Origin of the sequence: Aquabacter cavernae (genome assembly GCF_003993795.1) — a bacterium.
Lineage (GTDB): Bacteria > Pseudomonadota > Alphaproteobacteria > Rhizobiales > Xanthobacteraceae > Aquabacter > Aquabacter cavernae.
Map to the genome: position 1 here is coordinate 286,933 of NZ_RWKV01000003.1, position 13,903 is coordinate 300,835.

General features: G+C 69.4%; 12 protein-coding genes. 4 read left to right on the plus strand and 8 right to left on the minus strand.

From position 1 onward, the window contains the following. Positions 1-56: 56 nt before the first annotated feature. Both EJJ38_RS03140 and EJJ38_RS03145 read right to left on the minus strand, forming a co-directional pair. Complete coding sequence (locus EJJ38_RS03140) at positions 57-2,378, minus strand: putative bifunctional diguanylate cyclase/phosphodiesterase (RefSeq protein ID WP_127088653.1); 2,322 nt, start codon at positions 2,376-2,378, stop codon at positions 57-59. A 79-nt stretch (positions 2,379-2,457) separates the two neighbouring features. After that, on the minus strand, positions 2,458-3,222 hold the full coding sequence (locus EJJ38_RS03145; protein ID WP_205666091.1) for an SDR family oxidoreductase: 765 nt from the start codon (positions 3,220-3,222) through the stop codon (positions 2,458-2,460). A gap of 175 nt (positions 3,223-3,397) precedes the next feature. Here EJJ38_RS03145 and EJJ38_RS03150 point away from each other — a divergent pair, with 175 nt between their 5' ends. Continuing rightward, complete coding sequence (locus tag EJJ38_RS03150; RefSeq protein WP_127088655.1) at positions 3,398-4,186, plus strand: DUF3011 domain-containing protein; 789 nt, start codon at positions 3,398-3,400, stop codon at positions 4,184-4,186. Between the two features lie 45 nt (positions 4,187-4,231). Here the strand turns inward: EJJ38_RS03150 and EJJ38_RS03155 are convergent, their stop codons facing one another. Genes EJJ38_RS03155 through EJJ38_RS03170 form a run of 4 tightly spaced genes read right to left on the minus strand, consistent with a single transcriptional unit; the run spans position 4,232 to position 8,023 of the window. Next, complete coding sequence (locus tag EJJ38_RS03155; protein WP_127088656.1) at positions 4,232-5,386, minus strand: ABC transporter permease; 1,155 nt, start codon at positions 5,384-5,386, stop codon at positions 4,232-4,234. Beyond that, a complete protein-coding gene (locus EJJ38_RS03160) occupies positions 5,383-6,384 on the minus strand; it encodes an ABC transporter ATP-binding protein (RefSeq protein ID WP_127088657.1) in 1,002 nt (333 codons plus the stop codon). Before EJJ38_RS03160 ends, EJJ38_RS03155 begins: the two co-directional genes overlap by 4 nt. Continuing rightward, positions 6,384-7,334 carry an HlyD family secretion protein gene (locus EJJ38_RS03165; protein WP_205666089.1) on the minus strand — a complete coding sequence of 317 codons (951 nt, stop codon included), beginning with the start codon at positions 7,332-7,334 and terminating at the stop codon, positions 6,384-6,386. The genes EJJ38_RS03160 and EJJ38_RS03165 overlap by 1 nt, the downstream gene beginning before the upstream one ends. A gap of 23 nt (positions 7,335-7,357) precedes the next feature. Then, positions 7,358-8,023, minus strand: a complete 666-nt coding sequence (locus tag EJJ38_RS03170; protein ID WP_245454085.1) for a TetR/AcrR family transcriptional regulator — start codon at positions 8,021-8,023, stop codon at positions 7,358-7,360. 518 nt (positions 8,024-8,541) lie between these two features. On the opposite strand from EJJ38_RS03170, the gene gltS reads away from it, so the two are divergent. Further along, positions 8,542-9,750 carry a sodium/glutamate symporter gene (gene gltS / locus EJJ38_RS03175; protein WP_127088660.1) on the plus strand — a complete coding sequence of 403 codons (1,209 nt, stop codon included), beginning with the start codon at positions 8,542-8,544 and terminating at the stop codon, positions 9,748-9,750. Between the two features lie 658 nt (positions 9,751-10,408). Here gltS and EJJ38_RS03180 read toward each other — a convergent pair. Continuing rightward, complete coding sequence (locus EJJ38_RS03180; RefSeq protein ID WP_127088661.1) at positions 10,409-10,756, minus strand: hypothetical protein; 348 nt, start codon at positions 10,754-10,756, stop codon at positions 10,409-10,411. Further along, entirely contained in the window at positions 10,753-11,511 is a 759-nt protein-coding gene (locus EJJ38_RS03185; RefSeq protein WP_127088662.1) for a hypothetical protein, read from the minus strand. Before EJJ38_RS03185 ends, EJJ38_RS03180 begins: the two co-directional genes overlap by 4 nt. Before the next feature lie 260 nt (positions 11,512-11,771). Between EJJ38_RS03185 and EJJ38_RS03190 the strand changes: the two genes are divergently transcribed. Together EJJ38_RS03190 and EJJ38_RS03195 are read left to right on the plus strand one after the other, a co-directional pair. Further along, the gene (locus EJJ38_RS03190) at positions 11,772-12,494 is read left to right on the plus strand and encodes a response regulator (RefSeq protein WP_164738386.1); all 723 of its coding nucleotides are present in this window, start codon (positions 11,772-11,774) and stop codon (positions 12,492-12,494) included. After that, complete coding sequence (locus tag EJJ38_RS03195) at positions 12,491-13,762, plus strand: ATP-binding protein (RefSeq protein WP_245454086.1); 1,272 nt, start codon at positions 12,491-12,493, stop codon at positions 13,760-13,762. The genes EJJ38_RS03190 and EJJ38_RS03195 overlap by 4 nt, the downstream gene beginning before the upstream one ends. Positions 13,763-13,903: the final 141 nt, after the last annotated feature.

Genomic DNA, 13,903 nt, shown 5'->3' on the forward strand with positions numbered 1-13,903 from the left:
GCCGCATAGCATTGGGCCGGTTGGGCCACAAGGCGGCGCAAGGCCCGGCCCGTCGGTCAGGTCCACAGTTGCGCCACCCGCGCGGCGGCCAGTTCGCTGGTTTCGCGCTGGAGAAAGGCGGTCATGGCCGCCGCCGGCATGGGGTGGCCGTAGAGATAGCCCTGGGCGTATTCGCAGCCCCGCTCGCGCAGAAAGCGAGCCTGGGACGGGGTTTCCACGCCTTCCGCGATCACCCGGAGGCCGAGATTCTTGCCCAGCTCGATGACCGCGCAGACGATGGCGGAATCGAACGGGTCGCTGTCCAGATGGGCCACGAAGCTGCGGTCGATCTTTACCGCGTCGATGGGCAATTGCTTGAGATGGGTGAGCGCGGCATAGCCCGTGCCGAAATCGTCCAGCGCGATGCGCATGCCCGCAGCGTACAATTCATCCAGGATGGGCGCCACATATTCGGAATCCCGGCCGAGGAAGACGGTCTCGGTCACTTCCACGTCGAAATGGCGCGGCTCCACCTCCGCGTCCCAGACCACGCCGAGAAGCTGGGAGGCAAGGCGCGGCTGGGTGAACTGCGCGGACGCGAGGTTGAAGGCGATGCGCCCGAAGCCGCAGCCCTCGTTCAGCCAGCTGCGTGCGTCATTGGCGATCTGGCGCAGGATGGTCTCGCCCATCTGCACGGCCAGCTCCGGGTCCTCGAACGCGGAGATGAACTTGTCCGGGGGCGCCACAACGCCGTTGCCCTGCTGCCAGCGCATCAGGGCCTCCAGGCCCACCACGCGGCCGGTGACCAGCGAAATCTTGGGCTGGTAATAGGGGATGATGGTGCGCTTCTGGAGCGCGGATCCCAGTTCCCGGTTGATCCGCACCCGCTCCGTCATGGCGCGGCGCATGGCGGGCGCATAGAGCACGGCGCGGTTGCGGCCCTGCTTCTTGGCGGTATAGAGGGCGAGGTCGGCGTCCTTCATCAACTCGCCGGGCGCATAGTCCGCCGAGGGGCACACCGCGATGCCGATGGATGCGCGGCAGGAGAGCGTGCGGTCGCCATAGGCCAGCGGATGGCGGAAGTCCCGCAGGATGGCGTCCGCCAGATCCAGCGCCGCCTGCACGGAGGGCTGGCGGGGCAGGAGGATGACGAACTCGTCGCCGCCCAGTCGCGCCACCGCCCCGAGGTCTCCGGCGAGATGCTCCAGGCGGCGCGCGGTTTCCATCAGCAGCACGTCGCCGGCATCGTGGCCGAGCGTGTCGTTCACGTCCTTCAGCCCGTCCAGATCCACCAGCAGCAGAACCAGCAGGCCATCCTCCGGCCGTGCCGCGCGGATCACCTCGTCCAGCTTGGTCTGGAAGGCGGCGCGATTGATGAGGCCGGTCAGGGCGTCATGGGTGGCGGCGTGGTGCACCTTCTGCTCGGCCGCGAGGCGGTCGGTGATATCAACCACGCCCGTGACCACGCAGGGCCGCCCGTCCACTTCCGTGAAGGCGCCCGCCAGCAGCACCGAGCGCAGCTCGCCATGGCCGAGGCGGATGCGCGTCTCGAAATTGGTGACCCGGCCTTCCCGCGCCAGCCGGTCCAGGAAGTCGGCGCGGGCATTGGGGTTCTCATAGAGCGGGCCGACGCTCTCGACGCCGAACGCCTGGGGAGGGCCGCCGAAATAGCGCACGCCCGCCTCGTTGAAGCGCACGATGCGCCCATCCTCGACCTCGGTGATGATGAGCGGGATGGGGACGGCGGTGAAGGTGTGTTCCAGCAGATGCTGGCTCTGGAGGAGGGTTTTGCGGGCGATGCGCTCCGCCTGGCTTGCCGCCCACTCCATCCGCCCCTCGCGGTTGGACTGAACCGCCACCAGGATCATGACGAGGTTCAGCATGAGCATGGCCAGGGTAAGCCCCACGGCCGTGTCCCCTTGAGGGGGAATGCCCACATAGCTCAACAGCAGCGCCACGCTGCTGGCCATGCCGGTGGCGACGCGCCAGCGGAAGCGCAGCGGAACCGCGAGATAGGCGATGACCGGATAGAGGACCATGCCCAGCAGCGCCACGTCGCTGCGGATCGACACCAGGAAGGCGACGCCCACGCCGGTGAGGCAGACGCCGGTGAGGAGCACGGCTTCGATGCGCTCATAGGCCTGGGTCCGGCGCAGGACGAACAGGCAGGCGAGCGCCACGAGGATGATGCCCACACGCGACCACAGGGCGACGGTGTAATGCGGCGTGCCCATGAGCCGCATGTCGCTGAGCATGAACAGCAGGTTCAGGGCGAGCGAAACCACGCCGAGAATGCGCGCATGGCGCAAGGTCTCAGCGGTCCTATGGACCCGGTATGCCCGCTCCTGATCACGGGAGACGAATTCCCCCGTCCAGGCATTGAGCCGTGCTTGTTCCATGAGATGTCCGCCCCCGCGTCCATCCTAACTGATAGGCGGGGAGATGGGGGTCCGGCAATCCGCCTTTGGCGCGAATGGTTTAGAAATGGGCGAGGTATCCCCCATCCACTGCCAGGACATGGCCGGTGACATAGCTCGCCGCCTCCGAAGCCAGGAAGACGGCAGCGCCCGCCACCTCCTCCGGGCGCCCCCACCGGCCGACGGACGTGCGCCGCGCGAGCCAGTCCGCGACGCCCGCATCGGCCGCCATGGCGGCATTGGGCGTGGTGAGGAAATAGCCGGGCGCGATGGCATTCACCGTGATGCCGTGCGGGCCGAATTCGGCTGCCAGCGCCCGGGTCAGGGCTTCGAGGCCCCCCTTGGCGGTCGCATAGCCCGCATCTCCCTGCCGGGCGAGGGGGCCGGCAATGGAGGTGACGTTGATGATGCGCCCGAAGCCACCGGCCATCATGGCGGGCGCGAGGCGCCGGCAGAGCAGGGCCGGCCCCATCACCGTGGCGTCCATGAGGCGCTGGAGCGCGGCGGCGTCCAGCTCCAAAAAGGCCCGCCGGTCCCGCGCGCCCGCATTGTTCACCAGGATGTGGATGTCGGGGGCGTCCGCCAGCGCAGCCTCCATGCCCGCGGCATCGGCCACATCGAAGGCGAGGCCCTCGGCCATGCTGCCGGGAACAAGGCCCGTGATCCGCGCCGCCGCTTCCGCCGCGCGCGCCGCATCCCGCCCGTTCACCAGCACCCGTGCGCCCGCCGCCGCCAGCGCCCGCGCCATCTCGAAACCGAGGCCCGACGTGGCGCCGGTCACAAGCGCGGTGCGGCCCTGGAGTGAGAAGGGGTGGGTCATGGGGATCTCCGGATGGCGAGGCGGCGCATGACGCCATTCCCGTGCCTCTCGTGCAAGCAGATGCGGCGTAAAGGGATGGGTGAGACATCCCGGCGCAGGAAAAAAGGTGGACGGCGGGGCGCCGTAATTTTACCGCGCTCTTCGCGCGCTACTGTGCGCCCGCATCTGGGAGAGATCAGTGATGAAGCCGGGTTCGTGGACATGGGTCGGAGCGGTTGCGGCCCTCATGGGCATGCAGATGAGCATGGGGGTGGCGCCCGCCTTCGCCGCGCAGACGGTGCGATGCGAGAGCTACAATAACCGCCGCTCCGTGTGCCCGCTGCCCAATCCCGGCACTGTGCGGCTGAGCAGGACCTTGTCCCAGTCGGGCTGCGTGCAGGGGCGCACCTGGAATTACGACCGCCATTATATCTGGGTGGATGACGGCTGCCGGGCCGAATTTGCCGTTGGCGCGGGCTCGAAGGCGAGCGGGGGCGAGGCATTGGCGGCTGCGGCCGTGGTCGGCCTTGCCATCGCGGCTGCTGCGGCCGCGGGCGATGATGATCCGCCCCCGCCGCCGCCCCAGCGCTATGCCCAATACAACCAGGGCTATGGTCCCGGTTACGGTCCTGGCCCGGGTTACGGTCCTGGCCCGGGCTACGGTCCTGGCCCGGGCTACGGCCCCGGCCCCGGTTATGGGCCCGGGCCGGGCTATGGGCCGCCGCCGAGCCGCGGCAGCCGGGTGCCCGGCTGGATGGTGGGCAAGTTCGCGGGCTTCGCCCCGCAGCAGCGCCTGCGCATCGATCTCAACATCTTCCCGGACGGGCGGGTCATCTCCTCGGTCAACGGCAATCCCGTGGACGGCATGGTCCAGGGGCAGCGGCTGTTCATTGCCGGCAACCTGTTCGACGTGACGCCCACCGTGAACGGCATCATCACCCGTCAGGTGGGCAACCCCGGCAACGAGACCCATTACGGCCGCGCCCGCTGAGGGGCAGCTTTTCCCGAGACGCGAGGCCGCGCCGGAAACGGGGCCTCAGTCCAGGGTCTGGCGGAAGCGGGCGACCGCGATGGCCATGGCGATCAGCATCAGCGCCGCGAGGGCGGCGATATCGGGCGCGAGGTCCGTGAACCCCGCGCCCTTCAAAAGGATGCCGCGCACCATGCGCAGATAATGGGTGAGGGGCAGGCACTGGGAGATCCACTGCGCCCAGACCGGCATGCCCGCGAACGGGAACATGAAGCCCGACAACAGGATGTTGGGCAGGAAGAACATGAAGCTCATCTGCACCGCCTGGAGCTGGTTCTGCGCCAGGGTGGAGAAGGTATAGCCCACCGACAGGTTGGCGGTGATGAAGAGCAGGGTGACGATCGTGAGCAGCGTCAGCGAGCCTTCCACCGGCACGGCGAACAGCACCATGCCCGCGCCCAGGATCAGCACCCCCTGCATGATCCCCACCAGCACATAGGGCAGGATCTTGCCCAGCATGATCTCCACGGGATTGATGGGCATGGAGAGCAGGCTTTCCATGGTCCCGCGCTCCACCTCCCGCGTCACCGAGAGGGCGGTGAAGATCAGCATGGTCATGGTGAGGATGGTGCCGAGCAGGCCGGGCACGATATTGAGCTGGGAGGTTCCGGCCGGGTTGTAGCGCCGGTGCTGGGTGATGGAGAAGGGCGCAGTGCCCGCCGCATCCACGAAGCGCTCGCGCCGCAGCGCGGTGCGCACCGTGCCTTCCAGCGCGCCCAGCGCATTGGCGGAGGCCACGGGGTCGGTGGCATCGGCGGCCACCAGCAGAGCGGGCGCCTCGCCGCGCCGCAGGGCGCGCTCGAAACCGGCGGGGATCTCCACCAGGAACAGCACGTCGCCCGCGCGGATCAGGTGCTCGGCCTCCTGCTCGCTCGTCGCAAGGCGGGTGAACTGGAAGAAATCGGTATTCCTGAGCGCCGCCACGATGGCGCGGGTGGCGTCGGTATTTTCATGGGCCAGCACGGCGGTGGGCAGGTTGCGCGGCGTGGTGTTGATGGCATAGCCGAACAGAACCAGTTGCAGCAGCGGGATCATGATCATGGTGGCGAAGGTCACGCGGTCCCGCTGGAGCTGGATGAACTCCTTCGTCACCATGGCGCCGACCCGCCGCAGGAAGCCGCCGGAGAACAGGCCGCCGGACAGGAAGCCGCCCGCGCTCATGTCATATTGTCCTTGGACCGGCTCATCAGGTCGATGAACACATCCTCAAGCGTCGGGGCGTCGGCGCGGAAGACGAGGCCGGGCCGCGCCCGGAACGGCGCGAGCGCTGCGTCGAGGGCCTGCGGGCCGCGGCCGGAAATGTGCAGGCGCGTGCCGAAGGGGGCGACCATGTCGATGCCCGGCCGCGCCTCCAGCTCGCGGGCGAGGGCCGCCATTGCGGGGCCGCTGTCTCCCGCCCCCATGGCCTCCACCGTCACGGTGGTGAGGCCGGAGGCGGCGATCACATCCGCCACCGGCCCCTGGGCGAGCAGGTGGCCATAGGCGATGTACGCGATCTCGTGGCAGCGCTCCGCCTCGTCCATGTAATGGGTGGAGACGAGAACGGTGAGCCCTTCGGCGGCCAATGTGTGGATCTCGCTCCAAAATTCCCGCCGCGCCTGGGGATCGACGCCCGCCGTGGGCTCGTCCAGCAGGAGCAACTCCGGCTGGGGCAGGATGCAGGCGCCGAGCGCGAGGCGCTGTTTCCAGCCGCCCGACAATTCGCCCGCCAATTGCTTGCCGCGCCCTTCCAGGCCGAGCCGGGCGATGGCAGCGGCGGCGGCCGCCTCGGGGCGGGGCACCCCATAGAGGCGGGCGACGAATTCCAGATTCTCGCGCACCGAGAGGTCGGCATAGAGCGAGAATTTCTGCGTCATGTAGCCCACCTTGGCGCGAATACGACGCGCTTCGGTGCGGATGTCGTAGCCCAGGCACGTGCCGCGCCCCGCATCCGGGGTCAGCAGGCCGCACAGCATGCGGATGGTGGTGGTCTTGCCCGAGCCGTTGGGGCCGAGGAAGCCGTAGATCTGGCGGCGGCGCACCCGCATGGTCAGGTCGTCCACCACCACATGGGTGCCGAACTGCTTGCGCAGCCCCTCCACCTCGATGGCGATATCCGCCTCCGGCTCCCGGGCGATTCCCGCCTCCGGCTGCGGGGCGCCGTCCGCCGCCGAAGCCATCACGCCCCGCCCTGGAGGCGGACGGTCACCGGCTGGCCGGGCCGGGCATCGGCGGGGACATCGGGCTTCGCCTCCACGCGATAGACCAGCTTCGCCCGCTCCTCGCGGCTATAGATGACCGGCGGGGTGTATTCCGCCGCGTCGGAGACGAAGGTGACGCGAGCGGAGAGGGGCGGGCAGCCGTCGCAGGAGACCGCCACCGGAAGGCCCGGCGCCAGCCTGGGCAGCATGGCCTGGGGTACGAAGAACACCACCTTTACAAGGCCGGGCGGCAGCACGGAGACCACCGGGCGCCCTTCCGGCACAAGTTCGCCCACCCGGTAATAGAGCGTCTGCACCAGCCCGGCATCGGGCGTGTTGAGGCGGCGGCGATCGAGGCGCACCTGCGCCGCGCTCCGGTTGGCCTCCGCCTGGAGGACGGCGGCCTCGGCGGCGGCGATGTCCTCCACGCGGGCGGCGATGCGCGCCACGTCGATCTGGCGGTGGATCTCGTCCAGGCTGGCGCGGTTCTGGTCGTATTGGTGCTGCGCAGTGTCGAGATTGGCCTGGGAGGAGGCGCCCTTGGGCACCAGGGATTTCTGGCGCTCCAGCTCGATGCGGGAGAGATCGAGGGCCGCGTTGGCGCGCCGCTCGCCCGCCTCCAGGATGGCCACTTCCTCGGGCCGCTGCTGGGCGGCGCGGGCCTTGTCGCGCCGGGCCTTCGCCTCGGCGAGGGCGGCCTCGGCGGCGGCGAGGTCCGCCGTCTGGACATCATCCTCCAGGCGCGCGAGGGCGGCGCCGGCGGCCACCCTGCTGCCCTCCGAGACCGGAAGAGCCGTGACGCGCCCGGCTTCCTGCGGTCCGATGAACAGGAGGTCTCCCTCCACATAGCCGGTGAACTCGCCTTCGGGCGTCCGGTCGCAGGCGACAAGCAGAAGGCCCGCGGCCAGCGCGAGCAGCAGGGGCCGCATCCGGCCCGCCCCAAGACTGGATCTCATATGGCGCCGCCCTTCGCCGGTGCGCCGGGCGCTTCCCCAAGGCCCCGCAGCAGCACGTCCAGATAGGTTGTGACGAAGGCACGTACGTCCAGTGGCGATAAATGGCCGAACAAAGCGTTCCAGACCACGCTGGTCATGGCGGGCGCGAAGACGAGCTGGGGGAAGCGCACCGCCGCGTCGCTGGTGATGTCACCCCGGGCAAGGCCCCGCGCCATCACCGCGCGCACCAGATCCAGCCCGCGCGAGACCACCTCGCCGTGATGGAAGGCGGCAAGGTCCGGGAAGCGCGGTCCCTCGGCGATCATCAGGCGCAGGATGGCCTGTCCCGGCCCCTCGATGATGCGGCTGATGAGCATCTCCGCCATGAGGGTGCACAAGGCGCGGGTATCGCCGGGAAACTGCGCCAGCAGCGCGCCCACATCCAAGAGGACCGGGCTGATGCGCTCCTTCACGATGGCCTCGAACAGGGCCTGCTTGTGGGGGAAATAGAGATAGAGCGTGCCCTTCGCGACCCCCGCCGCCCGCGCCACGTCCTCCAGGCGCGTGGCGCCGTATCCCTCGCGGGCGAAGGCATCCAGGGCGGCGGCGAGGATCTGCGCCCGCCGCTCGGCCCGTTCCGCCTCGTCCTTGGCCGGCCGCGCCCTGCGGGGCTTTTCCGACACGGCGATCTCCCTCGAAATTATGAATGACTGACGAGTCAGTCATTAGCATGGAGGCAGCCTGCCGTGAAGAGGTGACGGGGCAAGGGAGAAAGACGCCGGGCTGACGCAGGCGGACGGATGCGTGTCGGCGGGGGAGGACGCGCGGGTTATCGAGGTGAGAGGCGGCAAGACGACAGCGGGCAGACGAGGACGGGCACGACGATGGGAGGAAACACACAAGGCGTCGTGAGGCGAGGGATAGGGAAATGAAGGCAGACATCGCCCGGCCCGGCTCCGCGAGGTCCCGCTCGGGGATGGTTCGCGATGCACCCGGTCCCTCGCGTGCCCGGCTCGGCGGTGCCCCATCCCACCATCAGCGGGTGTAGCCGCAAGGCTGATCCGAGCCGAGGCCCGGGCCGCGCTGGTCGCATGGCCGCTCCACGCGCACGGGCGGTATCCGGCACTCGCCTTCCGGCGCGCGGGCTCTATAGTCGCGCAAAGCGTGGCCGTGCCGCCATCGCGAGGAGACCCGCGCGCCTATGACCCGCCTCGAAGTTCCCGGTCTGATCACCTTCACCATCGCCATCCTGGTCTTCTTCGTGGGCACGGGACTGAACCGGGCCATTCCGAAATTGCGCGAATGGAACATCCCCGAGGCGGTGACCGGCGGCCTGCTGGCGGCGCTCGTCACGCTCGCCGCCTTTCGCTTTTCCGGCATTGAGGTGGTGTTCGATCTTAATGCGCGGGACATGCTGCTGCTTTATTTCTTCACCGGCATCGGCCTGAATGCGCGGCTCGACGACCTGCTCTCGGGCGGGCGGCCTTTGGTGATGCTGCTGGCGCTCACGCTCATCTATCTGGTGATCCAGAACGCCATCGCGCTGGGCAGCGTGGCGGCCCTGGGCCTGCCGGACGGCATCACCGCCTTCCTGGGCTCCGCCTCGCTCATCGGCGGGCACGGCACCACCATCGCCTGGGCGCCGGTCATCGCCGCCCGCACCGGCTTTACCGGGGCCATGGAGGTGGGCATCGCGGTGGCGACGCTGGGCCTCGTCATCGCCAGCCTCGCGGGCGGCCCCATTGCCCGCTACCTCATCGCCCGCAACAATCTGAGCGGCCCGCAGGATGCCGCCCCGGTGATGGGCCTGCCGGAAGAGACCACCGACACGAAGGGCCGCGACGATGTCAGCCATGTGAGCCTCATGCGCACCGTTCTGGTGCTGAACGTGGTGGTGCTGATCGCCTTCCTGCTGGAGGACGTGGTGGAGCGCACCGGCGTGAAGCTGCCCTTGTTCGTGGTGTGCCTGCTGGTGGCCATCGTGCTCACCAACACCGTGCCGCGCCTGCTGCCGCGCCTCAACTGGCCCACCCGCACCCGCGCCTTGGCGCTGGTGTCGGACTTCTCGCTCAGCGTCTTCCTCTCCATGTCGCTCATGAGCATGCAATTGTGGACTATCGGCGGGCTGGGCGTGGCGCTGGCCGTGGTGCTGGCGCTGCAGACGCTGGCGGCGGTGCTCTACATCCTGTTCGTGGTGTTCCCGGCCATGGGGCGCACCTATGAGGCGGCGGTGCTCTCCGCTGGCTTCACGGGCATCAGCCTGGGCGCGACGCCCACCGCCATCGCCAATATGACCGCGGTGACCAAGCTGCACGGCGCCGCCCCGCGCGCCTTCATCGTGCTGCCTTTGGTGTCCGCCTTCTTCATCGACATCGCCAACGCCTTCGCCATCGGCTGGCTGGTGGGATAAAGGTCCCGCGCCCCTCTGCCTGCATCGCAAGCGGAGGGGGGCGGGGTTCTCTACCCATGATTCCGAGGGCGGTTCACCGAGCGGATTGAGTCCCTTCGCTCGGATCCCCCTCCGGCCGCCGCCTTTCCGGGACGTGCGGAGGAGCGGGGCCGCAGGCATCTCCCATCTCACGGTCCTGTATGTGCCGGAACGGGGATCTGCGGGGTCGGTGCACTCGCTGCGCGAACCTGAAGCACACATGCGCCCCCGCTCGGTTCGCGGACGGCGCAAAGGCTTCCCATTGCTGGATCCGGCGCCACAAGGGTTTCCGAACCGCCACCATTCCGCGCTCCCCCACGACAGGATCGCGCCACCGGGCCGATTCAGCCTTTTGGTGCCGTGTGTTAGAACCGGAAAGTCGCTCTCCGTGCGGGAGCGCGGATCGAAACGTATTTCCGCGCTTCGGACTGCACCGTCTCCCACGTCGCTCTCCGTGCGGGAGCGCGGATCGAAACGGCGAATCCGGCGAAGTAGCGGACACCGCTGCGGGTCGCTCCCCATGCGGGAGCGCGGATCGAAACGCTGAATTCAACGCGGCGATCAATGCCGCCGCCGGTTGCTGGGGCCGCGATCACGCATTCTCAGGCCCATATCGCTCCCCGCCCATGGTTCCCGGCGGCTATCTCTTCATCCGGCCCCCGGATCCGGCTTCAGGCACGAACGGCAGGTGGCACAGGGTCGGGTCGAGCCAATGATGGGCGTCCATTTCCTCAAGCACCGCCCGTGCGGCGAGGAAGCTGCGGGCGCGTTCGGGGAAATCCGCATCCCGCCAGGAGGAAAGGGCGGTCTGTTCGTGGATCAGGCGGGCGAGCAGAAGGAGCGCGTTGGTGGCCGGCTCCGGGTCCAGCGGCTCCGCATCGGACAGGAAGGGTGCATCGCGGGGCGTCGGAGCATCCGTGCTTCCCTCCCGCCGGCCGAACAGGCCGACGGCGAGGGTGGCGTGCCAGCGGGCGAAGCGCGCCTTCACGGTCGCGCGCCCGGGCCGGGTTGCGGCCCCTGAGGTCCTTGCGGGCCGAGGGGACCCTGGGGGCCGTGGGGCCACTGGCTGGTGAGCTTGCGGGCCTTCTCCAACTGGTCAGGCGAGAGGCGGGCCATCAGCGCGGTGCGCGCGTCCAGCAGCGCCTGCGCCTTCTTGCCCTCGGCGACGGCGCGGGTGGCGAGGGCTTCCGGCAGGCTGAAGGGCTCGCTCGTCTTGGGCGGTGTCACAGGGTCGAGGTCCACCATATCAACCACCGCGCCCGCATAGGTGCGCCATGCGTCGAGCTGTTCGGTGCGGATGGCGAGGGCGATCTCCTGCGCCGCCAGCAAGCCCGCAATATCCAGGGGGCCGGGCGGCGGCGGCGGGGGAGGCGGTCCGCGCCGGGCCTCGCGCGGCGGCGGGGCCTCGCCCTCCGGCCCGTGGTCGTCAGCCATGGGGTCTTGCGGGGGCGGGGCGAAGTGCGCGGGGACGACGGCTTGCGCGGTTTGGGAAATGAGCGGCGCGGGGGGCGTGACGCGGCTGATGGCGATGCGATACTGGCCGGGCGCGGCCTCGGCGGTGGGCGCCGCCACGGGCTCGGGAGCGGCGGGCGCCGCGCGGGGGAAAGAGGAGACGAGCGGGGACAGGCTGGCCATCGGCAGACGCTCCTGCGACTTGGCCGGCAGCGCGTCGCCGTAAGCGAGGCCGCCGAAGATGGCGGCGGTGGCCGCACACAGCGCGAGGGCGGGACGGATGGACTTCATGACACGGACCTCCAACTGGATTGCGAGGCGAGCCTCGCAATCGGGCGTCCGGAGAGCGCACGGGGTGTCGTGCGGGCCGGATGAGGCCACACTCGGCCCGGTTCTTTGCCCCGATAGGTCCGCAGGTTTCCCGAAGGCATCTCCGCTTACCGTCGTTGTTTCCGGACGTTTCCAATCCGGCGCGTGGAAATGCTGGGTTGCACGCTTTGGGCAGACGCGGGCGCGCGGGTGCGCCAACAAGAGGCAGGAGGTTCCTTGTCTTGGATAGCGGCGCTCACATTCTGGTGGTCGATGACGACCACGAAATCCGCAAGCTTCTCGGCCGCTACCTGGCGGGCCAGGGCTTTCGCGTCACCATGGCCTGCGACGGGCGCGAGATGGAGGAGAAGCTCGCCACGCTGCGCATCGACCTCATGGTGCTCGATCTGATGCTGCCGGATGCGTCCGGGCTCGATCTGTGCCGGGCGGTGCGGGCGCGCTCGCGCCTGCCCATCATCCTGCTCACCGCCATGAAGGAGGATGTGGACCGGATCATCGGCCTGGAGATCGGCGCGGACGATTATCTGGGCAAGCCGTTCAACCCGCGCGAACTGGTGGCGCGCATCCGCGCGGTGCTGCGGCGGGTGTCGGAGCGCGAGCCCGCTCCGCCCGCCGGCCAGCGCTTCCGCTTCGCCGGCTTCACGGCCGACCGGGAAACCCGTGCCGTCCTGGCGGCGGATGGGGCGCCCGTGCCGCTCACCGCCGCCGAGTTCGAGCTTCTCATGGCCTTCCTCGACCGGCCGGGCCGCATGCTCTCGCGCGACCAACTGCTGGACATCACGCAGGGGCGCGAGGCCGGGCCGTTCGATCGGTCCATCGACGTTTTGGTGAGCCGCCTGCGCCGCAAGCTCGGGGATTCCGGGGCGTTCCAGATCTTCAAGACCCAGCGCAATGGCGGCTACCAACTGGCGGTGAAGGTGGATGTGTCGGAGACCGTGGGGTGAGTTCCGCCTGGGATACCCTGCGGGTCCGGGTGACGGTTCTGCTGGTGGGGGCGATCCTGCTGGTGGTGAGCCTCGCCTCGTCCCTGTCCTTTTTCTTCATGGGGCCGGGCCGCTTCCAGGCTATGGACGATGCCATGGCGGCGCGCATCGCCGTGCCGCTCTCCATGGCCGAGGCGGCGGGGCCCGGCGCGAACCTCGGCCCCGCCGTGCGCGCCGCCACCCCGGACGGCCATGTGGTGGGGCCCATGGCGCAGGGTCTCGGCGAGGCATTGGAGCGGCTGGGCTTCCGGAACACGGTCAGCGTGGTGGCCTTGGAGCAGGGCGGACCGCCGCAGGCCGCCGTGCGCCTGTCCGATGGGCGCGTCCTGATGGTGCCCCTCTTCATGCCGCCGCCGCCCGCCAACCGGTTCTGGGAAATGCTGTTCTGGTTCCTGCTCATCGCCATGGGCACGGCGGTGGCTACCGCCTTCGCCATCCGTGGGCTCACACGTCCGCTGGCCATCATCGAGGATGCGCTGGCCAAGGTGGGGCCGGAGGGGGAACTGCCCCATATCGCCGAGCGCGGCACCGCTGAGCTGCGCGCCGCCGCGCGCACCATCAATCGCCTGTCGGAGCGCTTGAAGGCGGCCATGGAAAGCCGCATGCGCATCGTCGCCGCCGCCGCCCATGACCTGCGCACCCCCATGACGCGCCTGCGCCTTCGGGCGGAATTCCTGCCCGAGGATGTGGATCGGGAAAAATGGCTTCAGGATCTCGACGAACTGGACCGCATCGCCGATAGCGCCATCCGCCTGGTGCGCGAAGAGGTGGAGAAGGACGCCAAGACGCCCCTCGCGCTGGATCGCCTCGCCGCCGAGGTTGCGGGGGAATTGCGGGACATGGCGCTGCCCGCCGAACTCGTGCGCACGGAGGAGGCCAATGTGCTGGGCCATCCGCTGGCGTTGAAGCGGGCGCTGCGCAACCTCGCCATCAATGCGGCCACCCATGGCCGGCACGCGCGCCTCAGCGTGTTCGCGCGTGGCGAGGAAGCGGTGCTGGAAGTGCGGGATGAGGGGCCGGGCATTCCCGAGGCGCTGCTGGCGCGGGTGTTCGAGCCCTTCTTCCGCGTGGATTCGGCGCGCCAGAATAGCGGGCCGGGCACCGGGCTGGGTCTCGCCATCGCGCGGGAGATCGTGGAGCGCCACGGCGGCACGCTCACCATCTCCAATGCCCCGGAAGGCGGCCTTCTCCAGGTGATCCGCCTTCCCCTCGCGCCGCCGCAGCGGTGAATCAGCTGGCGATGGGTGCCTTGTGCTCCTCATCGATGGAGCGCGTGTCTCCGGTCTCCACGAGGGTTCGGGTGGCGTCGATGGAGGCGTAGGTCCACAGGATCTTCATGCCCTCGCTGTCGGAGCGGTTGATGAAGCGGT